We start from the raw sequence: 26817 nt of genomic DNA, 5'->3' as shown, positions 1-26817 counted from the left end.
CGGGGAGGGCGGGCGGCGCGGGTAGCCTGAGCGCACGCCGCGAGGATGCGGCGCGGCGGCACTCCCGGAAACCGCCCGTTCACCGAAGGGCCATACCGTGACGCACATGGATCCCGAGTCGCGGTCGTCAGCCGCATCCGCCACGCCTCCCGTGCCGCCGCCGACCGCCAACACCGGCGCGATCGGACCGATGGGCGAGTTGTTCCAGGATGCGGACTCCGACCGCGTGGTTCCGCGCACGCAGGTCATCTCGTGGGCGTTCTGGGACTGGGCGACGCAGCCGTTCAACTCGGTGATCCTGACGTTCGTGTTCGCATCGCTGTACATCGTGTCGGACTCGTTCCTTCCGGCCGACATCGCCGCCCTCCCCGACACGGATGCGGTCAAGGAACGCGCCATCGCCGACCTCGCGAGCGGGTACGGCCTCGCGACGACGCTCGCCGGCATCCTGATCCTGCTGCTCGCCCCGGTTCTGGGGCAGTCCGCCGACCGCGCCGGACGCAAGAAGCGCTGGCTGGGCGTGTTCACCGTGCTGCTCGCACTCCTGCAGTTCGCGCTCTTCTTCACCCTCGCCGACCCGGCCTACTTCTGGTACGGCGCGATCGTGCTGGCCGTGGGAGCCGTCGTGTCGGAGATCGCGGGCGTGAACTACAACGCGATGCTCGTGCAGGTCTCGACGCCCCGCACGATCGGTCGCGTGAGCGGGCTCGGCTGGGGCCTCGGGTACATCGGCGGCATTCTGGCGCTCACACTCGTCGTCGTGCTCACCTTCGCCGACTGGTTCGGCATGGACACGTCCAACGGCCTCGCCTACCGCCTCATCGCGGTCGGATGCGGAATCTGGACGCTCGTCTTCGCCATCCCGCTGTTCAAGAACGTTCCGGAAGCGCCCCCGATCCCCGGCGCGCAGAAGGTGGGATTCTTCGCCGGCTACGTGGTGCTCGTGAAGGACGTCGCACGCCTCTACCGCACGCATCGGCCGACGTTCTGGTTCCTGTTCGCCAGCGCGATCTATCGCGACGGGCTCGCGGGGGTCTTCGCGTTCGGCGGCGTGCTGGCCGCCGCCGGCTTCGGCTTCTCGGATACGGAGGTCATGATCTTCGGGATCGCGGCGAATATCGTCGCGGGCATCTCGACGATCATCGCCGGCCGCTTCGACGACCTGTTCGGCGCGCGCGCCGTGATCATCGGCGCCCTGCTCGGACTCGTCGTGATGGCCGTCGTGCTGTTCGCCCTGCACGATTTGGGGCCTGTCATCTTCTGGATCGGCGGGCTCGCGCTCTCCGCTTGCGTGGGGCCGGCGCAGGCATCGAGCCGGTCGCTTCTCGCGCGGGTGACTCCGAACGGAATGCAGGGCGAGATCTTCGGCCTGTACGCCACGACCGGCCGCGTCGCGAGCTTCCTCGCGCCGGCCGCGTGGACGCTCTCGATCGCGCTGTTCGGCGCCATCATCTACGGCGTGCTCGGGCTCGGCCTCGTGCTGCTGGTCGGCCTCATCATCCTGCTCTTCGTGAAGCTGCCCCCGCACACCCGCCTGCGCTGACCCGCGGCGGGATGCCCCGGCGCGTCCGCTGCCCGACCTCGCGTCCACTGCATCCGCTGCGTCCGCTGCATCCGCTGCATCCAACCGCGAGACGGGATCTTCGCGCCGAGACAGTGGGGTAACCCCTAAGTCTCGGCGCGAAGATCCCGTCTCGGTGGTCGATCGGGGCGCGCGGGTCAGCGCTCGGCGCGGGCCAGGTTCGCCTCGAGCTCGGCCGCATCCTGACGCACGACGTACGCCGGGCGGTCGCGCTCGACGCGCCAGCTGTCGGCGAGCGGTCCGATGTTGACGGTGTCGAAGCCGAACTCGTCGTAGATCGCGGTCACGAATGCGGAACCCTCGGCGGAGTCGCTCGCGGTGGCGAGCGCGCGGCGTCCCGGGGTGCCGGCGGGGGTGCCGTCCGTGAGGATGTCGCCCGACATGATGTGGTTGAAGGCCTTCGCGACGATGGATGCGGGCAGGTGCTCCTGAAGCATCTGCGATGTCGTCGTGCGCTTCTCGTCGAGAGCGGCGATGCGGCCGTCGCGCTCCCAGTAGTAGTTGTTCGTATCGAGCACGATCTTGCCCGCCAGGGGCTCGACGGGCACCGACTCGAGCGCCCGGAGCGGAACCGTGACGATCGCCCAGTCGCCGCGCTCGGCAGCATCCTGGGGCGTTCCGGCGGTCGCCCGCGGACCGAGGTCGGCGACGAGGTCCGCGAGGGTCTCCGGGCCGCGAGAGTTGCTGATCACGACGTCATAGCCGCGGTCGACGAGCCCGCGCGCGAGGGCCGATCCGATGTGTCCTGCTCCGATGATTCCGACAGTAGTCATACTGCGGTCAACGACTCCCGCCGCGCAGAATTCCCACCCGGCAGGCCGTCTCACCCCCTCCGACCTCATGAGCACGATCGTGGCGCCGGGCCCCCATCCGACCACGAGACGGGATCGGGGCGCCGAGACCGTGGGGTTACCCCCAAGTCTCGGCGCGAAGATCCCGTCTCGCGGGTGGAGGTGGGCCGGGCTCGCCCCCGCCGGGGTCAGGCGCGGGCGGGGCGGCGCATCGGGACGTGCGGGATTCCATCCTCCGAGAACGGCTCCCCGCTGATGACGAAGCCGAAGCGGGCGTACCAGGGGCCGAGATGCTGCTGCGCATCGAGGACGATCGCATGCTGCGGCCACCGCTCCTCGCATCGCGCGACACCGCGCTCCATCAGCCGAGCGGCGATCCCCTGCCCCCGAGCCGATGCGGCCGTCGCCACCCGGCCGATGCGCGCGACGTCGCCGTCGTGCAGCACCCGGAGCGTCGCGACCACCTCGGCGCCGTCCTCGGCCCAGAGGAGTTCCGCATCCGGTTCGAGGTCGCGACCGTCGAGCTCGGGGTACGCGGCCTCCTGCTCGACGACGAACACCGTCACTCGCAACCACAGGATGCGGTAGAGCGTCTCGGGCGCGATCTCGCGCAGCGGGGCGCGGTGGTACTCGACGGGCATATGCTCCACGCTAGCGGCGCGACCCCCGGCAGCGACGTCGGCGGGCTACTGCAAGCCACAACCTCGGCGGGCTACTTCAAGCCACAACCTCGGCGGGCTACTGCGGCCAGCTACTGCGTCCGCGACGTCGGCAGGCTACTGCGGCCAACCGTCGGCGAACTTCGCGAGCAGCCGGGCGAATTCTTGTTGCTCCGTCTCGGTCAGGCCACCGAGCGCCGTGCGGATCGCCTCGCGACGCTCCCCGCGGAACCCATTCGCGATCGCCGACCCGCTCTCGGTGAGCACGATCCGCGTACGCCGCGCGTCGTCGGGGTCCGCCTCCCGGCGCAGCAGTCCGTGGTCGACGCCCTGCTGCACGAGCCGCGATGCGCGGGGCTGGTCGACCCCGATCGCGTCGCCGATCTCGCTGACCGACAGCGGCCCGGATGCGGATGCCAGCGCCACGAGAACCCGCATCTTCGCCGGGCCGTCGGAGGGACGACCGCGCCCACCCGCCCAGGGCGGCATGCGAGGCGGCAGGTGCCCGTCGCCCCGTCCGAACGGTCCGTCGGAGTGCCCGTGGTGGTGCGGCCCGTCGTGCGGGCCGGGCATGCCGCGCCATCCGCCGCGTCGTCCGCGCAGACGCCCGAGCGCGTCGGCGATCACCTCTTCGGGGCGGCGGTCGGAGTTCTGCGGGTCGGCCATGCGTCAAATTTACATGCATATTGACATGCGACCGGATTACATGTCACACTGCATGCACATGCCACATGACAAGTATTTCCGCCGCCGCACAGGCGACACGACGAAAGGACGTCTCATGGAAGACGACACTCAGACCCCCACCACTCCCCCTCGCGAACGGCCGCTCGGCTACTGGCTGCGCGCGCTCGACGCACGCATCTCCGAGCGAGTCGCCGCGGCCTTCGAGGCCGAGGGCATCGGACGCCGCGAATGGATGCTGCTGAACGTGCTCTCCGGCGACGTTCCGGCTCCCGGATTCGCGGAGCGCCTCGCGCGGCGCGGCAAGAAGCTGCGCTCGCTCGCCGACCGCGGCTGGGTGACCGAAACAGACGGCACCTGGACGCTGACCGACGAGGGACGCGCGGCGAAGGATCGCCTCTCCGAGACGATCGCCGCCGTTCGCGACGAGATCTCGGGCGCTGTCAGCCCCGAGGACTTCGCCACCACGATGACCTCGCTCGAGACCATGGCCCGCCAGTTGGGCTGGGACGAGCAGAGCACATACGGTCACGGTCGCCGCGGGTTCGGCCCGGGTCGCTTCGGCGGCCACCGCTTCGGCCCGCACCCGGAGCACCGGCACGGCTTCGGCGCCCGCCACGGGTTCGGCCCGGACGGCGAGCACGGCTTCGATCCGCGCCCGGGCTTCGATCCCCGCGACGGCTTCGGCCCGCGTCACGGCTTCGGCCCGCGCCCGGGCTTCGATCCCCGCGACGGCTTCGGCCCGGACGGCGAGCACGGCTTCGGTCGACACGGGCACGGCATGCACGCTCAGCACGGATGCGGCGGCGGCCACGGCCGGCACGCGCGCAACGATGCCGAGCAGGCGTACGAGCGCGGCTTCCGCGCCGGCTTCGGCGCTCACGCGTCGGACACCTCCGCAGCCTGACGCGACCGCGGCAAGACACGACAGCGGCACGACGCCCCTTGTCCTGACGCTGCACCGGCCCGGTGCCCCACCATCCGGACAACCGGCCACACGACGAAGCGCGGGAACCTCGACGGCTCCCGCGCTTTCTCGCGCCTACGCCTGCGCCAGCACCAGCACCAGCACCAGCACCAGCACCAGCGTCGCTCGAGCGATCGGTTCAGTGACCGGGCGAGCCCGCATCCGTCGTGCCGACGTCGGTGACGTGGAAGTTCTGGAACGACCGCGATGCGGTCGGCCCCCGCTGCCCCTGGTACCGGTTGCCGTAGGGACCCGAGCCGTACGGGTTCTCGGCGGGGGAGCTGAGGCGGAAGAAGCAGAGCTGACCGATCTTCATGCCCGGCCAGAGCGTCATCGGCAGCGTCGCGACGTTGGAGAGCTCGAGCGTCACGTGACCGGTGAAGCCGGGGTCGATGAAACCGGCGGTCGAGTGGGTGAGAAGCCCCAATCGCCCGAGCGACGACTTGCCCTCGAGGCGCGCGGCGACATCGTCGGGCAGGCTCACCTGTTCGAAGGTCGATCCGAGCGCGAACTCACCCGGATGCAGAATGAACGGCTCGTCCGGGTCCACCTCGATCAGGCGGGTCAGCTCCGGCTGGTCGACCGCCGGGTCGATGAACGGGTACTTGTGGTTGTCGAACAGCCGGAAGTACCGGTCGAGCCGAACGTCGACGCTGGATGGCTGCACCATGCTCAGATCGGAGGGCTCGAGACCGATGCGTCCGGCGGCCAGTTCCTGCTTGATGTCGCGATCGGAGAGCAGCACGCACTCAGCCTAGCGATCGAAGGGCGCTGCTATGCTGGCCCAGCGCCGCGAGGCGTACGGGGCTGTAGTTCAATGGCAGAACTTCTGCTTCCCAAGCAGATAGCGCGGGTTCGATTCCCGTCAGCCCCTCCATCGCCCTGACGTGCGGCTCCGGCCGCGCGGCAGGGCAATCGTGTTCGAAGTGAAGCGAACCCCTGGGTGGGCCCCGCCGCCCGAGGCTCCGCGCGCCGCGCAGCGGCGGGTGGTGTGGCGGCGGGACGATTCCCGTCAGCCCCTCCACGCCAAGAACGGCTCGGCTCGTCCGGGCCGTTCTTCGCGTTTCGGCAGAGTGACGCGAACCCTGGGTGGGCCGCATCCGCAGATCGCGTCGCATCCGCAGATCGCGCCGCTGGTCAGCCCGAAGCGAGGAGATCTGCCGAGCAGAGGACGGATGGTGCGAATCCCGTCCTCGCTCGGGCAGATCTCCTCGCTCCGGGCCGCGCTGAGCCGCCCACACCGCGCCCCCGGACCCGCGCACACGACCCCACCCACACCGCCGCATCCGTAAGCTGCTCCCATGAACGCGCGCGCTGCGGGGCTGCCCGCGTGCCCGACCTGCGGCGATGTGCTGCGGTTCGAGATCCTCGATGACGAGCGCTTCCTCGTGGCGTGGTCGTGCATCACGTGCGGGCTGATCCGCACGACCGAACCGACCTGATCGAGGTCAGATCGTCGCGCGCAGGGCGTCGGAGAGCGGCTGACCGTCGCCGCACGCGGAGGCGCGCAGCGAGCATCCCGACCATCGGATGCGGTCCGCACGACGCCGAGCGGCGTCAGGCGGGGATGAGCCGGTCCGCGCGGTAGCGGTCGAACAGCGCCGTGAACGAGTCGACCGTGCGGTGGTGCACACCGAAACCGGCCAGGCGGGACTTGCTGATGTCGGTCACGACCTCGATGCCGCGACCCAGGTCCGCATCCGTGTGCCACCACGAAGCGATGCGCCCGAGGTCGTCCTCGACGAGGTCGTTCTCGCGCGCGATGCGCGTCCACACGTCCTGCGCACCGGCCATCTGCTGCGCCAGTGGCTGCGGGTCTACCCCGGGCCCGACCGGCTCGACCCCGAAGTACTGGGCGAGGCGCGTCCACATCCACCGCCACCGGAACACGTCCCCGTTGACGACGTTGAAGGCCTCGTTGCGCCCCGCATCCGTTGTCGACGCCCAGAGCATCTGCTCCGCGAGAACCGTGGCATCGGTCATGTCGGTCAGTCCGTTCCACTGCGTGAGCGACCCGGGGAACACGAACGGCGTGCCGAGCTCGCGGCAGATCGACGCGTAGACGGCGAGCGTCGAGCCCATGTTCATGGCGTTGCCGACGGCGTATCCGATCACGGTGTGCGAGCGGTGCACCGACCACGTGAATGCCGCGCGGTCGGCGGCTGCGAACAGTTCGTCCTCTTGCGCGTAGTAGAAGTTCGGGGCGTCGAGGCGCGCTTCCTCCTCATGAAACGGCGTATCGGGCATATCGCCCTGACCGTATGCCTCGAAGGGTCCGAGGTAGTGCTTCAGCCCCGTCACGAGTGCGGCGTGCTGCAGCGGCGCATGAGAGAGCGCGGCGAACAGATCACGCACCATCGCGCCGTTCACCGCGATGTTCTGCTCCTCGGTGTCCTGCCGCGACCACGCGGTGAAGAACACGTGCGTCGGGTGCTCGTCGGCAAGTGCGCGCGAGAGATCATCGGCGGAGCGGAGGTCGGCCGACAGCGCGCGGATGCCCGGGCGCTCGGCGATCGGACGCCGCGAGAGCGCGGTCACCGGCCACCCTTGCGCCGCGAGCAGGTCGACGAGAGCAGAACCTCCGATGCCGGTGGCACCCACGACGAGCGCGCGGCGCTCCGGAGTGTTCGGGCCGATGCGGTTCTCGTCGGCGCGGTTCGGGTCGATGTCGTTCTCGTCGGCGAGGTCCTCGTCGATGTCGAGCGGGCGGGGCGGGGTCTCTGCAGGAGAAGTCATTACCCGGGGCAACGCCGTGGACCCGGCAGCATTCCCCCTCCCCGGTCCGGCGTGCGGTGTCACCGCGCGTCTGCGCGTCGGGTCGCCGCCGCCGTACGGTGGTCTGGTGAGCGAGTCGACCGAGTTCCCCACGGCCCAAGATGCGGCGAACGACCCGCGCATCCTCCTCTTCGGGCGGCTGCTGGGCGCAGCCAACCGCCTCGACTACCTGCTCGGGCGGGCGCTGGAGGAGAACTACGGCATCAGCCACTCGACATTCGAACTGCTGCTTCTCGTCGGGCGTGCCGGCGCGGGCGGCATCCCCATCCGAGACATCGCACAGGGTCGCGTCGTGACCTCGGGCGGCGCCACCCGGCTCGTGCAACGCGCCGTCACGGACGGGCTCGTCGAGCGCCGGCCCTCCCCCGACGATGCGCGGGTGCAGCTCGTGACGCTCACCGCACAGGGCACCCAGACGGTGCTTCGCGCCAGCGAGGCGCACGTCGAGAACATCCAGCGCTATCTGATCGACAACCTTCCCGCCGGCGACGTGGAGACGTTCGCGCGGGCGATCCGGATGCTGAGTCTGCGCGCCGGCGATGCGCTTCCCGTCATGCCCTGACGCACTTTCTCTTCTTCGGGAATAGCTGACTGCTCAGCTATTGTTCTTCTTGACAGCCGCGAGCGACGTTCGCGGCCTCGGCCCCGCCGAGCCTCCTCAGGAAGGATCCCCATGTCTCTCGAATTCCAGGTCTTCGACCTCGACTTCCCCGTCGGCTCCCCCAACAAGTCCGCCGTCCTCGTGACCGGCCCGAACGAGGCCCTCCTGGTCGACGCCGGGTTCACCCGCGCCGACGGGCACCGCCTCGTCGCGGCCATTCTCGACTCCGGCAAGACCCTGCGGACGGTCTTCATCAGCCACGCCGACCCCGACTTCTACTTCGGCCTCGAGGTCATCGCCGACGCCTTCCCGGATGCGGCCATCGTCGCGACGCAGACGGTCATCGACCACATCCGCGCATCGTACGAAGGAAAGCTCAAGGCGTGGGCCGCGCTCGGCGCCAACCTGCCCACCCGTCTTCCCGAGATCACCCCGCTCGAGGGAGCCACGCTCTCGATCGACGGCGGCGCGCTCGAACTGCGCGGCGGATCTCCGGTCCTTCCCGACCGCGCGTACCTCTGGAGCGCTGAGCACCGGGCGATCCTCGGTGGTGTGCTGTTGTTCCAGCAGGAGCACGTCTGGACGGCCGACACGGCGACACCCGAGAAGCGCGCCGCCTGGATCGACCTGCTCGACGAGATGTCGGCGCTCGAACCCGCGCTCGTGATCGCGGGCCACCGCCTGCCCGGTGCCCCGAATGACACCACCGCGATCGACCACACGCGCGACTACCTGCGGAACTTCGAGACCATCCTCGAAGAGTCGGCCGACGCGGCGGCCGTGACGGCGGCGCTCATCGCGGCCTACCCTGAGGCGGGAATGCTGATCGCGGCCCAGATCGGGCCGAAGGTTGCGAAGGGTGAGATGACATGGGGCTGAACGAATCCGCCGATCCGGCGACCTCGACCGCGCCGCGCGACGTCGTGCGCCGCCAGTACATCGCGTCGGCCACGGGCGACTTGGACGCCCTGCGCGCGACGCTTGCCCCCGACGTGGAGTGGACGGAGATGGCGGGCTTCCCGCTCGCCGGAACGTACCGCACCCCCGAAGGCGTCACGTCGAACGTGATGGAGGTGCTCGGTCGCGACTGGGAGGGTTGGGCCGCCCACGACGACACCTACGTCGTCGACGGCGAGAACGTGGTGGTCCTCGCCCGATACACGGCAACCCACCGCGGCACGGGGAAGAGCCTCGACGTGCGCGTGGCCCACGCGTTCGTCGTGCGAGGCGGCCTGATCGTCCGCTTCGAGCAGTTCGTCGACACCGCGAAGGTCGCCGAAGCCGCCGCTTCCTGAAGACTGTCGCGCGGGCGGCGCCCCTCGGGTAGTCGCCCGCGCGAGGGCCCGCCCGGTGCGGCGCCTCAGCCTGCGTTCGCGGCGGTCCCGTCGTAACGCTCCCAGGATGCCGCCACCTGGCCGAAGTGTTCGATCGACCAGCGCTCGAGCGCCTTGAGCGGTGCACGAAGGGTCTCGCCCGCATCCGTCAGCTCGTATTCGACCCGCGGCGGAACCTCGGCGTACACCGTGCGGGTGACGAGTCCGTCGCGCTCGAGACCCCGGAGGGTCTGGGTGAGCATCTTCTGCGAGATCCCCTCGACCGCCCGGCGGATCTCCGAGAAACGGCGGGGACCGTCGCCCAGCGTGCCGATGATGAGGACCGTCCACCGGTCGCCGATGCGATCGAGCAGGCGGCGGCTGGGGCATCCGTCGGCATAGGGATCGAGATCAGCCGCCGTGAAGGTCGCCGGGGTGTTGATGGTTACCAAGAAGTGCCTACTTCCGAAAAGTGACTATCGGATCTAGCGTATCGACGCAGAGCAACACACGCACGACCGGAGGAAATCTCATGACCCGAATCACCGTCATCGGCGGAACCGGCTACGCCGGGAGCAACGTCGTTCGCGAGGCCGCATCGCGCGGTCATCACGTCACGTCCTACAGCCGCAACCTGCCCGCCGTCGACGCCCGGATCGACGGGGTGCAGTACGAGACGGGGTCGATGCTCGATGCCGACGTCCGCTCCCGCGCGGTCGCCGGAGCCGACGTCATCGTCTCGACACTCTCTCCGCGCGGCGAACTCGACGGCCGCCTGGTCGAGGTCGATCGCGAGCTCGCTGCCCTCGCGGGCGAGCAGGGAAAGCGCATCGCGATCGTGGGCGGTTTCAGCTCACTGCGCCCCGCCGACGGCGCGCCCCGGTTCGCCGACGGCGACGACCTGCCCCCGCAGTTCGCGGGTGAGGCGAAGCAGATGAACACCATCCTCACCGAGCTGCTGGCTGCATCCCCGTCCGTCGACTGGGTGTTCTTCTCTCCCGCGCAGCAGTTCGGGTCGTACGCCCCCGGCGAGACGCTCGGCCGCTACCGCCTGGGCGGTGACGTCGCGTTCTTCGACGAGAACGGGGTCTCTGCCATCAGCGGCGCGGACTTCGCCCTCGCGATCGTCGATGAGATCGAGCGCCCCGCGCACCGCCGGGAGCACGCCAGCGTCGCATACTGAGAAACGCATGACGCAGGGCCCGGGAGATTCCCCGGGCCCTGCGTCATGTCCGGCGGCGGAGCCGTCAGGCCAGGCGGGCGGTCCGTGCCGCCCGGCGTCCGCGCCGTCACGCGAGGCGCTCGGGCCGTGCCGCCCCGTGTCCGAGCCGTCAGGCCAGGCGCTCGCCCGGTGCAGCGATGAACTCGTCGAGAGCCGTCCAGACATCCGCGGGGATCTCGGCCTTGCTCGCCTCGATGGCCTCGTCGACCTGCCCGGGGCGCGACGCCCCGATGATCGCGGTCGTGACCACGGGGTCGCGCAGCACGAACGCGACTGCGAGAGCCGGGATCGACAGACCCGCCTGCTCGGCGACGCCGGCGATTCCGCGGATGCGGCGCAGATAATCGTCGGTCAGGGCCGAGGAGTTCAGGAAGATGCTGTTGGCCGCGCGGGAGTCGGCGGGAACCGTGCCGTCGAGGTATTTCGCCGTCAGCAGTCCCTGCGCGAGCGGTGAGAAGACGGCGCTGCCGACGCCGAGCTCGCGGAGCGCGGGGAACAGCGACTCCTCGGGCGTGCGGTCGAGCGCGGAGTAGCGCGGCTGGTGCAGCAGCAGCCGAACGCCCTCGTTCGCGAGCAGCTCGTGGGCCCGCCGGGTGAGGTCGGCCGGGTAGTTCGAGATGCCGACGTACAGGGCCTTGCCGCTGCGCACGATATCGGCGAGCGCCGTCATCGTCTCTTCGAGGGGAGTCTCCGGGTCGTGCCGGTGCGAGTAGAAGACGTCGACGTAGTCGGTCCGCATCCGGGTCAGGCTCTGCTCCAGCGAACGCACGAGGTACTTTCGCGATCCGCCGTCGCCGTACGGGCCCGGCCACATGTCGTACCCGGCCTTCGTCGTGAGGAACAGTTCGTCGCGGTACCGCCCGAGATCGCTGTCGAGCACCGTCCCGAACGTGACCTCCGCCTGACCGTAGGGCGGGCCGTAATTGTTGGCGAGGTCGATCTGGGTCACACCGCGATCGAACGCATGCAGCAGGATCTCGCGCTGATCGGCGAGCGCACGACCCGAACCGAAGTTCTGCCACAGACCGAGCGACACCTTCGGAAGACGGATGCCGCTCGCCCCCGCTCGAGCGAACGGAACGTCGTCGTACCGGGTCGCCGCGGCGACGTGGGGCACGGGCAGGCGGGAATCATCGGGCGAGATGGGCATCGGTGCCTCTTCCTGGGTGGGGAGCTCTGCGAACTCTAGCGGTCGTGGCGGTCCTGCTCGCGCGTCGCCCCGTTCGCTCTGGCGCCAGCCCCGTGCCCGCGCGCGCCACTTTCCTGCTCACGCGCCTCAGATCTGTAGCGCGCGAGCGGGAAAGTGGCGCGCGGCGGGAAGATTGCGCGCGGGCGGGGAAGGTCGCGCGCGGGCGGGGAAGGTCGCGCGCGGGCGGCAAGGTAGCGCGCGGAAGTGGCGCGCAGCGAGAAGGTGGCGCGCGAGAGGGAAGGTCGCGCGCGAGCGGGAAAGTGGCGCGGGGCGACCTGATGTCGGGGGCGGCGGGGCCGCCGGGCGTCAGGTGTACGCCGCGAGACCCCGGAGCGGCGGCTGCGACTCGGGGTGGGTGACCGCATCCGCCCCCACCGCGCACGCGGCCGTCAGGGCGAGCTCGGGCTCCCAACCGGCGTGCAGGCCGAGCGTGAGGGCCGCGCAGAACGCGTCGCCGGCGCCGACCGCGCTCACCGGCTGCACCCGCGGCGCGGGCACCCGCACGATCTCGACGCCGTCCCGCACGAGGGCGGCTCCCGCCGAGCCGTAGGTCACCGCGACGAGTCGCGCCGCCGACAGCTCGGGCAGCAGCGCGTACTCGGTCTCGTTCACGATCACCAGGTCGGCGCGCGCCACCACCTCCGGCGGGAGCGACTGAGCCGGTGCCGCGTTCACCACGAAGAACCCGGAGACGGATGCGGCCACCGCCTCCACCGTCGCCATCGGGATCTCGAGCTGCACCAGCACCGCTTCGTCGTCCGAGAAGGTCTCCGCATCCGCCGTCACATCGTCGTTCGCCCCGGGGCACACGACGATCTGGTTCTCGCCGGTCTCGTCGACGGTGATGAGCGCGGTTCCGGTGGGGGTGTCACCCAGCCAGATTCCGCTCGGATCGACGCCGGCGTCGGCGAGGTTCTGCAGCATCCGCTGGCCGTCCGTGTCGTCGCCGACCGCGCCGATCATCCGCACGCGGGCACCGAGCCGCGCCGCGGCGACGGCCTGGTTCGCGCCCTTTCCACCGGGCTCACGACGCAGCGCCCCGCCGAGCACGGTCTCGCCCGGAGCGGGAAGTCGTTCGACGGATGCGGTCACGTCGATGTTGATGCTGCCCACCACGCACAGGGGGCCGAAGGAAGCGGGCATAGCTCCATTTGACCACGCCCTGCGCGTGTGCACGGGCCCCAGCCCTCAGCCCCCGCCCGGGCCTAGCGAGGAGATCTGCCCAGGCGAGGAGCGATTCCCGGCATCCGAACCTCGCTCCGGCAGATCACCTCGCTTCGGGCCGAAAATCCAGCCGCCGCGAGGCCTCCCGCACCGCACGTGGCGTGTGCACGGGCCCCAGCCCTCAGCCCCAGCCCCGCCCTAGCGAGGAGATCTGCCCGAGCGAGGAGCGATTCCCGGCATCCGAACCTCGCTCCGGCAGATCACCTCGCTTCGGGCCGGAAACCCAGCCGCTGAGGGGCCTCCCGCACCGCACCGCACGTGCGCACGGGCCCCAGCCCTGAGTCCTGGCTCGGCCCTGTGCCCTGTGCCCTGGCCCTGGCCCTGGCCCTGGCCCTGGCCCTTGCGAGGAGATCTGCCCAAGCGAGGAGCAATCCGGCCCACCCGAACCTCGCTCCGGCAGATCACCTCGCTTCCGGCCGAAAAGCAGCCCGCCGCAACATCTGTCTCACGATCACCCGCACCCACACCCGCACCCGCACCCGCACCCGCACGAGCACACCGCGTCACGTGCGCGACACACGATCGAGCTATAACCGAGAGAGTGCCCGCATCCGGGCGCGCGGACGACGGAGTCCGATCCGCCCGACTCCAGGAGCACGTCATGACCACGCCCATCCCCGTCTACCTCGACTGCGACACCGGTGTCGACGACACCGTCGCGCTGGCGTATCTGCTCGCCTCCCCCGCCGTCGAAGTGGTCGGCATCGGCACGGTGAGCGGCAACATCGACGCCGCACAAGCCGCCCGCAACACGCTCGATCTGCTCGCTCTCGCGGGGCACGCAGACATCCCCGTCGCCGTCGGCGCTCACGACCACCTCGACCACCCTTACGGTGGCGGCGCTCGTCACGTGCACGGCGAGAACGGCATCGGTGGCGTCGAACTTCCCCGCGCGGCCGCCGAGCCCGACCCGCGAGGCGCGGCGCAGCTGCTGGTCGACCTGTCGCACACCTACGAGGGACGGCTGCACGTGCTGACGATCGGTCCGATGACCAATCTGGCCCACGCGCTGGAACTCGACCCGACCCTGCCCGGTCGAGTCGCCGAGGTCACCGCGATGGGGGGCGCAGCGCTGGCCGCCGGCAACATCACGCCCGTCGCCGAAGCCAACGTCTACAACGACCCGCAGGCGGCCGCCGCGCTGGTCGGCGCCGACTGGGATGTCACGCTCGTGCCGCTCGACGTCACCCTCGATCACACTCTCGACGAGGATCAGCGGCGGATGCTGCTGGCTTCGCCGCATCCGTTCGTCCGGGCCGTCGGCGAGATTCTGGACCACTACTTCGACTTCTACCTGCCCACCTACGGGGTGCGCAGTTGCGCACTGCACGACCCGCTGGCGGCGGTCATCGCGGCGGGCGGCTCTCAGCCGACGCGCGCGCCGCGCGTGCCCGTCGAGGTCGACGTGTCGCACGGTCCCGGGCGCGGTCAGACGATCGCCGACCTGCGCGGACAGCGCCTCGGCGTGCGCCACCACGACGGCGCCCGCACCCGCGTCGTGCTCGAGGTCGACGCTCCGATCGGGCCGCACCTGCTCGAGACGATCCTCTCGGTCTGACCCTCGGCCCGAGGGTCGCGCTGAGGCCCGCGCCCGCGGCCCGCGCCCGGCCCCGCGCCCGGCTTCCATCCGCGAGACGGGATCTTCGCGCCGAGACAGGGGGGTTACCCCACGGTTTCGGCGCGAAGAACCCGTCTCGCGGTCAAGGGGCGGGTGCGCAGCGCGGTCAGGCCAGCGGCTCGGCGGGCGGCACCGGCGTGCCGGACGGGCCCGACTCGCCCGACGAGCCCGAACGCCCCCCACCCGAGCCGGACGCCCCCGAACGCACCGTACCCGGGCCGCGCCGGGCACCCGTCAGCACCGCACCGATGCTCGCGACGATCACGAGCGCGATTCCGGCGCCCTCGAGCAGATTCAGGTGCTGCCCCAGCAGCAGGAAGCCGGCGATCGATGCGATCGCGGGTCCGAGGCTCATCAGGATCGCGAAGACGGATGCGGCCAACCGCCGCAGCGCCACGAGCTCGAACGCGTACGGCACCGTCGATGACAGCATCGCGACCGCGAACCCGAGCGCCAGCAGGTCGGGGCGCAGCAGCGCGGCGCCCGCATCCGCGATCCCGAACGGCAGCGACAGCACGGCGCCGACCGCCATCGCGAGAGCGAGACCGTCGAGGCGCGCGAACTCCCGCCCCACGCGCGCGGACGAGAGGATGTAGAACGCCCACGCAACCGCGGCGCCGAGCGCGAAGAGCACGCCGAGCAGGTCGAGACGCTCCCACCCGCCACCGCCGAGCGCGGCGACGCCGGCGAATGCGAGCAGTGCCCAGATCCACGCCGAGGCGCGCCTCGCCGCGACGATCGACAACACGAGGGGTCCGAGCACCTCGATCGTCACGGTCACCCCGAGGGGCAGCCGCTCCAGCGCGAGGTAGAACAGGCCGTTCATGACGGCCAGCACGACGCCGAACTGCACGACCGCCGTCCAGGCGGAGCGGCCGTGTCCGCGCAGCGTCGGCCGCGAGATGAGCAGCAGCACGACCGCCGCGAACACGAGGCGCAGCATCACCATGCCGAGCGGACCGACCGCGGGGAACAGCAGAACGGCGACCGATGCGCCGATCTCCTGGCACGCCAGCCCGACGAAGACGAACCCCACCGCGGGGCCCGCGCCCCACCGGCGGGTCACGAGGCGGGCAGCGGGCAGACCGCCGAAGCGGCGATCGCGTCGTGATACTGCTGCGCGGTCCACGGCAGACCGGCATCCGGGGCCGTGCGCCCGCTCGCGGCGGGCGCCTTCGAGACGGTGGCGGCGAGCTCCCACGCGAGGTATGCGCCGACCCGGTCGGATGCCGCCGAGTTGTTCAGCACGACCGAGACCGTCATGCCGGTCGCGGGATCGGCGAAGGCTGCCGTGATGTAGCCCGGGATCGAACCGAACTGACCGATCAGCGACCCGGCCTGAACCGCGCCGCCGTCGGTCGTCAGCCACGAGGGCTGATCAGCGGCGATGGGCTGCGGGCTGCCGAAACGATCGATGCCGCTCGGGACGAGCGACCCGGCCGCCAGGGCCTGCGTGTACCGCGCGACGTCGGTGATGTTCGAGACGACACCGCTGTTGGTGAAGCCGATGCTCGCCGAAAGGTCGGTCATGTCGCGCGGTTCGGCGCAGTTCAGCGCACCATCCGCGCCGGGCTGAGACAGGAGCCCCGTGAGCACGGGGTCGCCCGCCGGAGCGGCGGCGCCGACCGGCAGCGAAGTCGACTCGAGCTCCAGCGGGCCGAAGACGTCCTGCTGGAGCAGTGTGGGCGCGGGGGTCTTCGCCGCGTTCTGCAGGGCGAGGCCGAGCAGCACGTATCCGGTGTCGGAGTCGCGCCAGGCGGCACCCGCCGTCGACGGGTCGTACCCGACGATGCCGTAGGCCGCGAGCTCGTTCGGGTTCCAGACGCGGGTGGGCAGTTCCACGGCCTCCGGGCCGAGCACGGGGCCGTAAGATCCGAGCCCGCTCGTGCCATCGCACAGCATCCCGAGCGTCACGTTCGCGAGCCCGGCGACGCTCGGCACGTATTCGCGCACCTCGTCGTCGAGCGACACGGTTCCCGCATCGACCATCTGGTAGAGCACGTCGCAGGTCATCGGACGCGTGAGGTTGCCGACACGGAACGCGTCGTCGGCGGATGCATCGCCCACCCCGGCGACCCACGAACCGCTCCACGGCGCCCATACGCCGACGACGGCCCCGGTGGAGCCGGTCGCCGCCATCGCGAAGGTCACCGCGGCTTCGAGCGAGGCCTGCGTCTCGGCGGGGAAGGCGGCCTCGACCTGCTCGGGAACATCCACGGTCACGGTGCGGGAGTCGCTGCATCCGCTGATCGCGAGCACGACGACGGCCGCGCCCGCCACGATTGTGGCGGCGCGTCTGAGGCCGGTGCGGAACGGCATGCTCACCCCCGTGATCGTGCTCCAGCATTCAAACACACGCACATCACAGGACCATCACGACGGTCCGTACGCTATGGGGATGCCTCACGCCTTCGACGACCAGACCGTCACCGCGGTACTCGGTCACATGAACTCCGACCACACCGACGACAACATCCTCATCGCCCGCGCCTTCGGCGACTCCCCCGCCCCGGAGTCGGCACGCATGACCGGGTTCGACGGCGACGGCGGGGATTGGGTCGTCACCACCGCCGGCGGCGAGACCGCGGAACTCCGGGTTCCGTGGCCGGGCGGCCCGATCACGGCCCGACCCGAGGTGCGGCGCGAGGTCGTCGCCCTGTACGACGAAGCGTGCCGTCGCCTCGGCATCACCCCTCGGCCCCACTGAGCGGCTGCGGGCTCGCGGACACTCAGCGACACCCGAAGAAATTCAGAGGTTAGGTTCTGCTTAGCTGAAGGTATAGTGGCGGCATGAGCGAGCCGATCTCCTTCTCCGCAGCCCTTCGCGAGCGTTCCAGCGGCGCCCATTCCGGCAGCGAGGGCGCGGGATTCATGTCCGACCTCATCAAGGGCGAGGGCACCCGAGACGACTACATCAATCTCGTGGCGCAGCACTGGTTTATCTATGAGGCGCTCGAAGGAGCGGCCGATCGGATGCGGCGCGACCCCGTGGCATCCGTCTTCATCTCCGAGAAGCTCACCCGGCTGCCCGCTCTCGAGGCCGACCTCGAGTTCCTCGTCGGCCCGGATTGGCGCGAGCGCATCGCCCCCCTGCCGACCACGCAGCGCTACGTCGACCGCATCCGCCAGGTCGGCGCGACCTGGGCCGGCGGCTTCGTCGCGCACCACTACACGCGTTACCTGGGCGACCTGTCCGGCGGGCTCTTCATCGGCAAGCTCATGCAGCGCCGCTTCGGATTCGACACGAACGGCATCGGCTTCTACATCTTCGGCGACATCGCCGACCCGAAGGCGTTCAAGGACGTCTACCGCCTCCAGCTCGACGCCGTGCCGTGGGATGACGACGAGCGCGAGCGCGTGATCGACGAGGTCCTGCAGGCCTACCGGTTCAACACCGAACTCTTCGAGGACCTCGCGCGCGCGAAGGCCGAGTCCGCCGTCGCCTGACCCGCCCGGGCGGGTGCTCCGCCTGCGGTCGCGGGCGTACCCGCATCCGGTCGCCGTAGCCCGTCCGGTAGCCCTTGCGCCGCCGCATCCGGTAAGGCTCCGCATCCGGTCCCCGTGGCCCGTCCGGCATCCCTCACGCCACCGCTTCCGGTCACGAGATTCGGAGATGTCACCAGATTCGGATGCTGCGCCCCGATCCGGTCCGAATCTCGCCGCATCTCCGAATCTCGCGACACCGCAGCACCGCCACCAGCACCCACACCGCCACGCGCCCGCACCGCAGCACCCGCCACCCGCACCCACACCGCCGCGCGCCCGCACCGCGCACCCGCACCCGCACCCGCCCGGCGTCAGGAGGTGGCGGCGCGCGCGCTCCGCATGAACCGCTCCACGTCGGGGTCGACCCGCACGTCCGAGGGGCGGAGCGGTCGCGACAGATACAGCCCGTCCAGCGATGTCAGCCGTGACAGCGCGACGTACGTCTGGCCGGGCGCGAAGGCGCCGGCCCCCATGTCGACGATTGCGCGCTCGTAGGTCTTGCCCTGCGACTTGTGGATCGTGACGGCCCAGGCGAGCCGCAGCGGGAACTGCGTGAACTCGGCCACGATGTCGCGGCTCAGCGACCGGGTTGCCGGGTTGTAGGCGTAGCGGAAACGTTCCCAGACGGCCGGTTCGACGTCGTGGTCGCGGCCGTCGACCTCGACCCGCACCGACCCTCCGCGCATCTTCACGACCGTGCCGATCGTCCCGTTGACCCATCGCGGGCCCTCGCCGTGCGGCTGGATGTCGTTGCGGAGGAACATCACCTGCGCCCCCGGCTTCAGCTGCAGTTCCGCATCCGCGGGATAGTTCGCCTCACCGCGACCGAAGTCGCCGCTGATCTCCGCGCGCGCCGTCTGCGCCTTGCCTGCGAGCGCTTCGAGGTGGCGCCGGTTGATCGCGTTCACCCGGTCGTTGCGGGTGGCGAGCGTGATCATGGGGGGTTCGTCGGCGCTGGGCTCGGGGGGCCGACGTGCGCCGGTGTCGTTCAGGATCTTCGCCATGTCGGCCGTGACCTGGCCGTGCCGCACGGCGTTCAGCAGAGCCTTGAACCCCGGATCGGCCTGGCGGTGGATGTCGCGGAGCTCACGCACGTGCAGCTCGGCACCGAACCGGCCGAGGTCGACCAGACCGTCGTCGGATGGCTCGCCCGCCCAGACGTGCGCGTCGAAGAACCAGAACGACCGGTAGTGGTCGTTGACGTACCGCAGCTCGTCACCGCGCGGCGGCACGGGTGCCAGCTGGTACGGGTCGCCGAACATGATCAGCTGCACGCCGCCGAACGGCTCGGCGCGGCGGCGACGCGCCTGGCGGAGCGAGCGGTCGATGCCGTCCATCAGGTCGGCGTTGACCATCGATATCTCATCGATCACGAGGGTGTCGATAGAGTTCAGGATCTTGCGGGTCGCCTCGGACTGATCGAGCTCGGTGTTCGCGATGAGGCCGATGGGCAGCTTGAACAGCGAGTGGATCGTCTGGCCCTCGACGTTCAGCGCGGCGACGCCGGTGGGCGCGCAGACGGCGATCGTCTTCGCGGTGTTCCACGCGAGGTGCTGCAAGAGCGTGGATTTTCCGGTGCCGGCGCGTCCCGTCACGAACACGTGCTCGCGCGTGTCTTCGATGAGCCGGAACAGCGCCTCCTGCTCGGCAGAGAGCGGCGGCGTGTTCATCCCTCCCATGGTAGGCGGGCGGATGCGCAGAATCGGGCCGTCCACACCCGCGCGTCCGCCGTCCACAGCACACATTGCGCCCCGTGGCGACTCCCCACGTTCTCGCGGGGAGGGTTTCCTAGACTGACCGCGTGAGCAATGCGACGACCGGGGGGCGGATGCGGAGCGCCCGGGGTCGGACGTTCGACCTCGGCATCCTCGCGCTCATCGGCGTTCTGCTGTTCGGCGCGCTCGCGGCGGGCACCGCCACGCTCTACCGCGGGTTCTACAGTCCGTCCGCCTTCGTCCTCCGCTACCTGTCGATGCTGGAGTCCGGTCGCGCCGCCGATGCGCTCGCGATGCCGGGCGTCACACTCGACGGCCGGCAGCTGACCAACGCGGGGCTGCCGCAGTCCGCATCCGATGCCCTGCTGCGCAGCGCCGCGCTCGGCGACCTCGATGACGCGGAGATCACCGGCGAGGTGCAGGACGGCGACACGACAATCGTCAGCGCCCGATACGAAGCCGGCGGGCACCGCGCGACCACCTCGTTCCGGATCGCGCGCAACGGCACCATCGGCCTCGCCCCGTCCTGGCGATTCGCACAGAGCCCGCTCGCGGTCATGAAGGTCTCGGTCGCCGGTTCGATGACGTTCGAGGTGAACTCCTTCTCGCTCGACAAGCGCCAGGTGTCGCCGGAGGGGGCCGACGCTGACCCGCTCGCCCCCGTGTCGATGCTGGTGTTCTCGCCCGGCCTGTACTCCATCTCGGTCGACACCCCGATCGCGAAGACGCCGGGGATGGCTGTGCTCGCCGACGCGCCGATGGTGAACGTGCCCGTGACCCTGCAGGCCGAGCCCACACAGAAGTTCATCGACGTCGTGCAGCAGCGCGTCGAGGAGTTCCTCACCAACTGCACCTCCCAGCAGGTGCTGCAGCCGACCGGATGCCCATTCGGCTTCGTGGTCCGCAACCGCGTCGAGCAGTTGCCGAAGTGGACGATCACGGAACAGCCCGAGATCAGCGTGGTCGCCGACGGTGCCGGATGGCGCATCCCCGACACGGCAGCGACCGCCCACATCGATCTCACGGTGCGGTCGCTGTTCGACGGCGCGTTGTACCCCGTGGCCGAGGACGTGCCGTTCGTCGTCAACGGCACGATCTCCGTGCTGCCCGACGGCACCGCGTCGATTCGGCTCGGCGGTTCCGACCTCGACTGAGGGCCGCCCGGCGAGGCTCGAGGGCGCGTCCCCGCGAGGCTCAGCGCCCGGCGAGGCTCGGGGCCGCCCCACGGCCCCAGCGCGCGTCAGCGCCCGGCAAAGCTCACCGAGCTGCGCGGGAGTCCTTCTCGGCGAGCGCCGCGAGCCGGGCGTTGTACTCGTGCAGCTCGGCATCACCCGAGCGATCGGCCTGACGGTCGCTGCTGCGCTGCAGCCGGTCGTCGCTGCGGCTCCACTGGATCGCCACCGTGATGCCGATGATCAGGGCCGGGATTTCGCCGATCGACCAGGCCGCGCCGCCGCCGATGTACTGGTCCTCGAGCGGCGTCGGCCCCCACGTGCGCCCCATCGACCCGAACCATTCCGCCGCGAACAGGCCGGTCTGCATCATGATCGCGATGCCGAAGAAGGCGTGGATGGCGATCACCATCGCCAGCGTCACCAGGCGGAACGGGTACGGGAGCCGGTAGGGCACCGGATCGATCCCGATCAGAGAGAGGACAAACAGGTACCCCGTGATGAGGAAGTGGACGACCATCCACTCGTGCCCGAGGTGGTCGTACAGCGACCAGCGGAACAGGTCGGTGTAGTAGAAGATCCAGAGCGAGGCGACGAAGTTCGCGGCCGCGAAGAGCGGATGCGTCACGACCTTCGACAGCGGCGAGTGCACGGCCCACAGGATCCACTCGCGTCCGCCGCGGGTGCCGTCATCACGCTTGCGGATGGCGCGGAGTGCGAGGGTCACGGGCGCACCAGGCACCAGCAGCACCGGGATCGCCATCGTGAGCGCCATGTGGCCGCCCATGTGCACGCTGAACAGGTAGTCCTGGTAGACGTTGATCGGTCCGCACGTCACCCACAGCAGCAGCAGCATCCCGAGCACCCAGAGGATGGTGCGGTAGATGGGCCAGCGATCGCCGCGGCGGTGCAGCCGCCACACTCCGGCGAGGTAGAAGAACAGCCCGAACCCGGCGGCGAACGCCCACAGCAGGTCGATGTTCCACGACGTGAACCATTGGCCGATACCGAGCTCCGGGGGAACGGTCGCGTCCGTCAAGAACTGCGCCGGCGTCTGGGCGATCGGCGGAGTCTGGTCGGTCGGCGGGGCCGTTCGCGCGAGCGCCGCAGCCGCCCCGCTCGCGATGCCCATCAGCGCGAGTTCGATGCCGATCAGCATCCAAAAGCTCCGGGATGCCGCATCCGCCGTCAATCGTCCGATCAGGCGCAGGCGATACCAGGCGGCGAGGACGCCCATCGCGACCAGGGCGACGACCTTGACGATCAGGATCGCTCCGTACGGCGAGAACAGCGCCGGCAGCGACCCGAGGCTGACCGTTGCGCGCACGGTTCCCGAGATCGCGACGACGATGAACGCCACCAGCGCGATGCTCGAGTAACGACGCAGCACTCCGGTCAGCTGGGTGCTCCCCATGACCGGACGGATGAGCACGAGCAGGAGCAGCCCGCCCAGCCACACGGCCGCGGCGATGATGTGCAGCACCAGCGAGAGCGTCGCGATGTTGTGGTTCGCGAGTTCGCCGGAGTGCCCCTGGGTGCCCATCGGCACGAGTGTCGCCGTGGCGAGCAGCGCGACGATGAGGGTCGGCGTCCACGAGCGCACCGCGAAGGTCAGCACCGTCAGGACGGCCCCGGCGATGGTCGTGATGAGCCAGGTGCGGCCGAGTTCCAGGTCGACGAGGAATCGACCGAGCTGCTGCCCGAACACCGCGTCGGCGCTGGGGGCGGCATTGAACACGTTGACGAAGGTGAGAAAGCCGGTCGCCGCGGCCGCGACCGTGAACACGGCGGCGGCGACGGATGCGGTATCGAGCGCGATCTCGAACGCGCGCTCCTCGGGCTTCAGCGCGAACAGCGCGAGAACGAGCGAGCCGACCAACCCGGCCGCCGAGAGGTTGACGACGAGGGTGACGACGGGGAGTCCCCATCGCACCACGGGACCCGCGTCGGCGATCGCGAGCGGCGCAGCGCCCCCGCCGTAGAGGAGCGCGGCGACCAGAGCGAGAATCGCCGTGACGAAGAGGATCGCCGGTCCCGCGAACCGCAGGATCGTGGGTGATCCCGGGCGGTTCGCGCCTCCGCGCGCGGCATCGACGCCGCGGGGAGGGAGCGTCGTGGTCACCGCTTAAGCCTAGGCGCGAACGACGAAGGAGGACGCCGAGCGGCGTCCTCCTTCGCGGGTCTTCCGTCGATTACTTGACGGCTGCCTTCAGCTTCGAACCTGCGGTGACCTTGACGCGCTTGCCCGCGGGGATCTGGATCTCGGCGCCGGTCTGGGGGTTGCGGCCGGTGCGAGCGGAGGTCTCGACCTGCTCGAACGCGATCCAGCCCGGGATGGAGACCTTCGAGCCCTTGGCGACGGCCTCGGACACGGTGGAGAAGAGGGAGTCGAGCACGCTCGAGACGGCGGACTGGCTCTGTCCGGTTGCGCTGGCAATGCTCGCGACGAGCTCGGTCTTGGTGATGGACTTGTCGGCCATGTGGTTGTCCTCCAAGCGGCGAGATTCGCCGCTGCTTGACTTCGACCCGGGGGCTTGGCCCTCGGTTGGTCGGATCGACCGTGCTCGAATATACCCACGTTCCCCGACATTCCGCGGATTTACGGGGTTTTACGACGCGAAAAGGCGGCGTGTCCGGTTACGCCGCGGGCGTAGCGGGCGGATGAGGCCGTTTTCACGCATCCGCAGCGGTGTTCGTGCGGTTTCTCGCGGGTTTCTGCGGGAGGGGTGGGTCGAGGGGCGGGGGGCCGGGCGGGAGCCTGGTCGAGGGCCGGGTGGGGGCGGGTGGGGGGCGGGTCGAGGGCCGGGTGGGGGGCCGATCACGTCCCGGCCCGACCCGTAGCGAGGAGATCTGCCGGAGCGAGGACCGAATCGCACGCATCCGCCCTCGCTTCGGCAGATCACCTCGCTCGGGCCGGCGCCGCCAGCCTCCGCGGCCGCGCCGATCCGAGCGAAGAGCCCGAGCGAAGCCGAGCCATGCCGAGCCGATCCGCGCGACGCCGAGCCGAGCCGAGCCGAGCCAGGGCGAGCCAAGCCGATCGATGCCGAGCGATGAGCCCGAGGGCGGAGTACTCCGGCGTCCGAGTCCTGACAGCGCGCGACCGTTCCTCCCCAGGTCGGTGTGCAGCGCGCATCGTCCACGGATGGGAAGAATCGGATGCGGTCGCAACCCTGCGGCCGCCAGGCTCGCGGCATGAGAGCTACCGCCTTCCGTGCCGTCGACGCCGTGACGGCCGCCGGCGGAGTTGCGCGCAGTGCGACCCTGATGCGGGCCGGGGTGTCGAAGCACGCGCTCGCTGAGGCCGTCGACGCCGGCGCGCTGGTCCGCATCCGGCGCCGCTGGGTGGCGATCCCCGACGCCGACCCGTTTCTCATCAGCGCCGCCCGGGAGGGGGTGATTCTGTCGTGCATCACGCGGGCGCAGCGGCTGCGTCTGTGGGTGCTCGATGACGAGCGTCCGCACGTCGCCGCGGCTCCGCACGCGGGAATGGTGACGACCCGCGCCGCCGTCGTGCACCGGCATGCGCCGCTGGTGCCGCGCCATCCGGATTCCCTCGAGGACTCGATCGAGAACACGCTGAGTCTCGTCGCCGTCTGCCAGCCGTTCGAGCGGGCGCTCGCTATCTGGGACTCCGCCTTCCGCCAGGGCATCGCCGACCCGCACGCGATGTCGGGCTACGACCTGGGCCTCAAGGCACGCGAGGTTCTCGAAAGCGCCAGCGCCTACCGCGATTCGGGGCTCGAGACGATCGTCTACGTACGGCTGCGTTTTCTTCGGATGCCGATCGTCTCGCAGGTGTGGATCGCCGGCCATCGCGTGGACTTCCTCATCGGCGAGCGCCTCATCCTGCAGATCGACGGCGGACACCACGTCGGCGCGCAGCGAGCCGCTGACATCGCGCACGATGCGCAGCTGATGCTGCTCGGCTACCACGTCATCCGGGTCACCTACGCCCAGGTGATGGAGGGCTGGGCGACCGTACTCGACCTCATCCTTCGCGCGATCGGACAGGGCCTGCACCTCGCCCGCCGCTGACGCCCGGAGACCTGCCCCCGCACCGTCCGCCGTGCGCCTGAGGGAGAGCTGCCCGATCGCCCGCGCGTTGCAAGGAGATGTGCCCGATAGCCCGCCCGAAGCGAGGTGGCTGGCGCGAACGCCCGGCGGAAGCGAGGAGATCTGCCCTAGCGAGGACCGAATCACCCGCATCCGCCCTCGCTTCGGCAGATCACCTCGCTTCGGGAGGAGGATGCGAGCGATCACGCCCGGATGCAGCCTCACACCGCCCGGACCACCTCAGTCCTGAAACAACCCCCGAGCATCTTTCGGAACACTCGACCAGAGCGAGGCGAATTACCCGAACGCCCCGCCGAAGCGAGGTGGCTGGCGCGAACGCCCGGCGGAAGCGAGGAGATCTGCCCTAGCGAGGACCGAATCACCCGCATCCGCCCTCGCTTCGGCAGATCACCTCGCTTCGGGAGGCGGATGGGAGCGATCACGCCCGGATGCAGCCTCGCCCGGACCACCTCAGTCCTGAAACAACCCCCGAGCATCTTTCGGAACTCTCGACCAGAGCGAGGCGAATTACCCGAACGCCCCGCCGAAGCGAGGTGGCTGGCGCGAACGCCCGGCGGAAGCGAGGAGATCTGCCCTAGCGAGGACCGAATCACGCGCATCCGCCCTCGCTTCGGCAGATCACCTCGCTTCGGGCCGCGGATGGGAGCGATCACGCCCGGATGCAGGCTCCCCAGCCCGGACCCCGGCGGAAGCGAGGAGATCTGCCCTAGCGAGGACCGAATCACCCGCATCCGCCCTCGCTTCGGCAGATCACCTCGCCACGGGCCGCGGATGGGAGCGATCGCGACCGGATGCTGACTCCACCGCCAGCACCAGACCCCAGCCCGACCTCGCACCCCGAACCCCAGCACCAGACCCCAGCCCGACCTCGCACCCCGAACCCCAGCCCCCAGCCCACCCCCGCATCCGCCAACGCGAAAGCCCCGGAGTTCCGTAGAACTCCGGGGCTTTCTGCTGCGGGTGCTTACCAGCTGGACTTGGTCACACCGGGCAGCTCGCCACGGTGGGCCATGTCACGGAAGCGCACACGGGAGATGCCGAACTTCGTCAGCACACCGCGGGGGCGGCCGTCGATGACGTCGCGCGAACGCACACGCACCGGCGACGCGTTGCGCGGCAGCTTCTGCAGGCCGAGACGAGCGGCTTCGCGCTCTTCGTCGGTCGAGGTCGGGGCGACGAGCGCCTTCTTCAGCTCGGCGCGCTTGGCGGCGTTGCGGTCGACGACCACCTTGCGCTGCTCGTTGCGCGCGATCTTGCTCTTCTTAGCCATGGGATCAGCGCTCCTCTCGGAATTCGACGTGCTTGCGGACCACCGGGTCGTACTTCTTCAGCACGATGCGGTCGGGGTTGTTGCGGCGGTTCTTGCGCGTCACGTAGGTGTACCCCGTGCCCGCGGTCGAACGCAGCTTGATGATCGGACGAACGTCCTGAGCCTTCTTGGCCATTAGAGCTTCACGCCCTTCGCGAGGATGTCCTTCACGACGGACTCGATGCCACGTGCGTCAATGACCTTGATGCCCTTCGCCGAAACGTTGAGCTTGATGTTGCGACCCAGCGACGGAACGAAGTAGGTCTTCTTCTGCACGTTCGGGTCGAAGCGGCGCTTCGTCCGACGGTGCGAGTGCGAGATGTTGTGACCGAAGCCGGGAACTGCTCCTGTCACCTGGCACACTGCTGCCATGGTGATGTCTCCTTCTGTACCGTGAGGCCGGACGGCCCCACCCAAGATCCCTTGTCTGCACCCC

The 26817-nt window shown here is 70.1% G+C and carries 28 protein-coding genes and 1 tRNA gene; 13 read left to right on the top strand and 16 right to left on the bottom strand.

What is annotated here, in order from left to right; translation table 11 throughout:
• Nucleotides 1-106 precede the first annotated feature (106 nt).
• Complete coding sequence (locus tag LMI96_RS14415; RefSeq protein WP_228361976.1) at nt 107-1543, top strand: MFS transporter; 1437 nt, start codon at nt 107-109, stop codon at nt 1541-1543.
• 176 nt (nt 1544-1719) lie between these two features.
• On the opposite strand, the gene LMI96_RS14410 is transcribed toward LMI96_RS14415, so the two are convergent.
• The 3 genes from LMI96_RS14410 to LMI96_RS14400 all read right to left on the bottom strand — a co-directional run bounded on the left by LMI96_RS14410 (nt 1720) and on the right by LMI96_RS14400 (nt 3698).
• The gene (locus tag LMI96_RS14410; protein ID WP_228361975.1) at nt 1720-2355 is read right to left on the bottom strand and encodes an NADPH-dependent F420 reductase; all 636 of its coding nucleotides are present in this window, start codon (nt 2353-2355) and stop codon (nt 1720-1722) included.
• Nucleotides 2356-2561: 206 nt separating this feature from the next.
• Nucleotides 2562-3014 (bottom strand): GNAT family N-acetyltransferase, encoded by a 453-nt coding sequence (locus LMI96_RS14405; protein WP_228361974.1) that lies wholly within the window; start codon nt 3012-3014, stop codon nt 2562-2564.
• A gap of 135 nt (nt 3015-3149) precedes the next feature.
• Nucleotides 3150-3698 (bottom strand): MarR family winged helix-turn-helix transcriptional regulator, encoded by a 549-nt coding sequence (locus LMI96_RS14400; protein WP_228361973.1) that lies wholly within the window; start codon nt 3696-3698, stop codon nt 3150-3152.
• A gap of 115 nt (nt 3699-3813) precedes the next feature.
• Here LMI96_RS14400 and LMI96_RS14395 point away from each other — a divergent pair, with 115 nt between their 5' ends.
• On the top strand, nt 3814-4623 hold the full coding sequence (locus tag LMI96_RS14395) for a MarR family winged helix-turn-helix transcriptional regulator (protein WP_228361972.1): 810 nt from the start codon (nt 3814-3816) through the stop codon (nt 4621-4623).
• A gap of 199 nt (nt 4624-4822) precedes the next feature.
• Here LMI96_RS14395 and dcd read toward each other — a convergent pair whose 3' ends face one another.
• The gene (gene dcd / locus LMI96_RS14390) at nt 4823-5428 is read right to left on the bottom strand and encodes a dCTP deaminase (RefSeq protein ID WP_223723263.1); all 606 of its coding nucleotides are present in this window, start codon (nt 5426-5428) and stop codon (nt 4823-4825) included.
• A 58-nt stretch (nt 5429-5486) separates the two neighbouring features.
• Here dcd and LMI96_RS14385 point away from each other — a divergent pair.
• Together LMI96_RS14385 and LMI96_RS14380 are read left to right on the top strand one after the other, a co-directional pair.
• Nucleotides 5487-5560 (top strand) — tRNA-Gly (locus LMI96_RS14385).
• A 424-nt stretch (nt 5561-5984) separates the two neighbouring features.
• Nucleotides 5985-6125, top strand: coding sequence for a hypothetical protein (locus LMI96_RS14380; protein ID WP_223723265.1), 141 nt, complete (start codon nt 5985-5987; stop codon nt 6123-6125).
• A gap of 115 nt (nt 6126-6240) precedes the next feature.
• Here LMI96_RS14380 and LMI96_RS14375 read toward each other — a convergent pair whose 3' ends face one another.
• Nucleotides 6241-7419, bottom strand: coding sequence for an SDR family oxidoreductase (locus LMI96_RS14375; RefSeq protein ID WP_223723266.1), 1179 nt, complete (start codon nt 7417-7419; stop codon nt 6241-6243).
• A gap of 106 nt (nt 7420-7525) precedes the next feature.
• Here LMI96_RS14375 and LMI96_RS14370 point away from each other — a divergent pair, with 106 nt between their 5' ends.
• From LMI96_RS14370 to LMI96_RS14360, 3 genes are all read left to right on the top strand, one after another.
• Nucleotides 7526-8020: a MarR family winged helix-turn-helix transcriptional regulator gene (locus LMI96_RS14370; protein WP_223723267.1), complete on the top strand. Its 495-nt coding sequence runs from the start codon at nt 7526-7528 to the stop codon at nt 8018-8020.
• A 111-nt stretch (nt 8021-8131) separates the two neighbouring features.
• Nucleotides 8132-8938: an MBL fold metallo-hydrolase gene (locus LMI96_RS14365; RefSeq protein ID WP_223723268.1), complete on the top strand. Its 807-nt coding sequence runs from the start codon at nt 8132-8134 to the stop codon at nt 8936-8938.
• Nucleotides 8929-9354, top strand: a complete 426-nt coding sequence (locus tag LMI96_RS14360) for a nuclear transport factor 2 family protein (RefSeq protein ID WP_223723269.1) — start codon at nt 8929-8931, stop codon at nt 9352-9354. Before LMI96_RS14365 ends, LMI96_RS14360 begins: the two co-directional genes overlap by 10 nt.
• Before the next feature lie 65 nt (nt 9355-9419).
• On the opposite strand, the gene LMI96_RS14355 is transcribed toward LMI96_RS14360, so the two are convergent.
• Complete coding sequence (locus tag LMI96_RS14355; protein WP_263317739.1) at nt 9420-9824, bottom strand: helix-turn-helix domain-containing protein; 405 nt, start codon at nt 9822-9824, stop codon at nt 9420-9422.
• Nucleotides 9825-9904: 80 nt separating this feature from the next.
• Between LMI96_RS14355 and LMI96_RS14350 the strand changes: the two genes are divergently transcribed.
• A complete protein-coding gene (locus tag LMI96_RS14350) occupies nt 9905-10555 on the top strand; it encodes an NAD(P)-dependent oxidoreductase (RefSeq protein WP_223723270.1) in 651 nt (216 codons plus the stop codon).
• Nucleotides 10556-10703: 148 nt separating this feature from the next.
• On the opposite strand, the gene LMI96_RS14345 is transcribed toward LMI96_RS14350, so the two are convergent.
• Nucleotides 10704-11711, bottom strand: coding sequence for an aldo/keto reductase (locus LMI96_RS14345; protein ID WP_223723327.1), 1008 nt, complete (start codon nt 11709-11711; stop codon nt 10704-10706).
• Nucleotides 11712-12089: 378 nt separating this feature from the next.
• Nucleotides 12090-12926: a ribokinase gene (locus LMI96_RS14340; protein WP_223723271.1), complete on the bottom strand. Its 837-nt coding sequence runs from the start codon at nt 12924-12926 to the stop codon at nt 12090-12092.
• A gap of 682 nt (nt 12927-13608) precedes the next feature.
• On the opposite strand from LMI96_RS14340, the gene LMI96_RS14335 reads away from it, so the two are divergent.
• The gene (locus LMI96_RS14335; RefSeq protein WP_228361971.1) at nt 13609-14565 is read left to right on the top strand and encodes a nucleoside hydrolase; all 957 of its coding nucleotides are present in this window, start codon (nt 13609-13611) and stop codon (nt 14563-14565) included.
• Between the two features lie 166 nt (nt 14566-14731).
• Here the strand turns inward: LMI96_RS14335 and LMI96_RS14330 are convergent, their stop codons facing one another.
• Together LMI96_RS14330 and LMI96_RS14325 are read right to left on the bottom strand one after the other, a co-directional pair.
• Nucleotides 14732-15691 (bottom strand): DMT family transporter, encoded by a 960-nt coding sequence (locus LMI96_RS14330; protein ID WP_228361970.1) that lies wholly within the window; start codon nt 15689-15691, stop codon nt 14732-14734.
• The gene (locus tag LMI96_RS14325) at nt 15688-16944 is read right to left on the bottom strand and encodes a serine hydrolase (protein ID WP_228362034.1); all 1257 of its coding nucleotides are present in this window, start codon (nt 16942-16944) and stop codon (nt 15688-15690) included. The genes LMI96_RS14330 and LMI96_RS14325 overlap by 4 nt, the downstream gene beginning before the upstream one ends.
• A gap of 79 nt (nt 16945-17023) precedes the next feature.
• Here LMI96_RS14325 and LMI96_RS14320 point away from each other — a divergent pair, with 79 nt between their 5' ends.
• Nucleotides 17024-17332, top strand: coding sequence for a DUF2470 domain-containing protein (locus tag LMI96_RS14320; protein ID WP_228361969.1), 309 nt, complete (start codon nt 17024-17026; stop codon nt 17330-17332).
• An 83-nt stretch (nt 17333-17415) separates the two neighbouring features.
• Nucleotides 17416-18072, top strand: coding sequence for a heme oxygenase (biliverdin-producing) (locus LMI96_RS14315; protein WP_228361968.1), 657 nt, complete (start codon nt 17416-17418; stop codon nt 18070-18072).
• A 350-nt stretch (nt 18073-18422) separates the two neighbouring features.
• Here the strand turns inward: LMI96_RS14315 and LMI96_RS14310 are convergent, their stop codons facing one another.
• Nucleotides 18423-19781, bottom strand: a complete 1359-nt coding sequence (locus LMI96_RS14310; protein ID WP_228361967.1) for an ATP-dependent RecD-like DNA helicase — start codon at nt 19779-19781, stop codon at nt 18423-18425.
• Nucleotides 19782-19912: 131 nt separating this feature from the next.
• On the opposite strand from LMI96_RS14310, the gene LMI96_RS14305 reads away from it, so the two are divergent.
• Nucleotides 19913-20980, top strand: a complete 1068-nt coding sequence (locus LMI96_RS14305; RefSeq protein WP_228361966.1) for a hypothetical protein — start codon at nt 19913-19915, stop codon at nt 20978-20980.
• Nucleotides 20981-21083: 103 nt separating this feature from the next.
• On the opposite strand, the gene LMI96_RS14300 is transcribed toward LMI96_RS14305, so the two are convergent.
• Entirely contained in the window at nt 21084-23048 is a 1965-nt protein-coding gene (locus LMI96_RS14300) for a cytochrome c oxidase assembly protein (RefSeq protein WP_228362033.1), read from the bottom strand.
• 142 nt (nt 23049-23190) lie between these two features.
• Nucleotides 23191-23478, bottom strand: a complete 288-nt coding sequence (locus LMI96_RS14295) for an HU family DNA-binding protein (protein ID WP_047543944.1) — start codon at nt 23476-23478, stop codon at nt 23191-23193.
• A 712-nt stretch (nt 23479-24190) separates the two neighbouring features.
• Between LMI96_RS14295 and LMI96_RS14290 the strand changes: the two genes are divergently transcribed.
• Nucleotides 24191-25033 carry a DUF559 domain-containing protein gene (locus LMI96_RS14290; RefSeq protein ID WP_228361965.1) on the top strand — a complete coding sequence of 281 codons (843 nt, stop codon included), beginning with the start codon at nt 24191-24193 and terminating at the stop codon, nt 25031-25033.
• A 1003-nt stretch (nt 25034-26036) separates the two neighbouring features.
• Here LMI96_RS14290 and rpsN read toward each other — a convergent pair.
• From rpsN to rpmB, 3 genes are read right to left on the bottom strand one after another with little or no spacing between them, the layout of a single operon-like run.
• Nucleotides 26037-26342, bottom strand: a complete 306-nt coding sequence (gene rpsN / locus LMI96_RS14285) for a 30S ribosomal protein S14 (RefSeq protein ID WP_223723279.1) — start codon at nt 26340-26342, stop codon at nt 26037-26039.
• Nucleotides 26343-26346: 4 nt separating this feature from the next.
• Nucleotides 26347-26517: a 50S ribosomal protein L33 gene (gene rpmG / locus LMI96_RS14280; RefSeq protein ID WP_029145259.1), complete on the bottom strand. Its 171-nt coding sequence runs from the start codon at nt 26515-26517 to the stop codon at nt 26347-26349.
• Entirely contained in the window at nt 26517-26753 is a 237-nt protein-coding gene (gene rpmB, locus LMI96_RS14275) for a 50S ribosomal protein L28 (protein ID WP_223723280.1), read from the bottom strand. Before rpmB ends, rpmG begins: the two co-directional genes overlap by 1 nt.
• Between the last annotated feature and the right edge of the window lie 64 nt (nt 26754-26817).

The organism is Microbacterium sp. cx-59 (assembly GCF_020805625.1).
Lineage (GTDB): Bacteria > Actinomycetota > Actinomycetes > Actinomycetales > Microbacteriaceae > Microbacterium.
The sequence above is the reverse complement of the archived record's forward strand: the minus strand, read 5'-3'. Positions and strand labels throughout refer to the sequence as shown.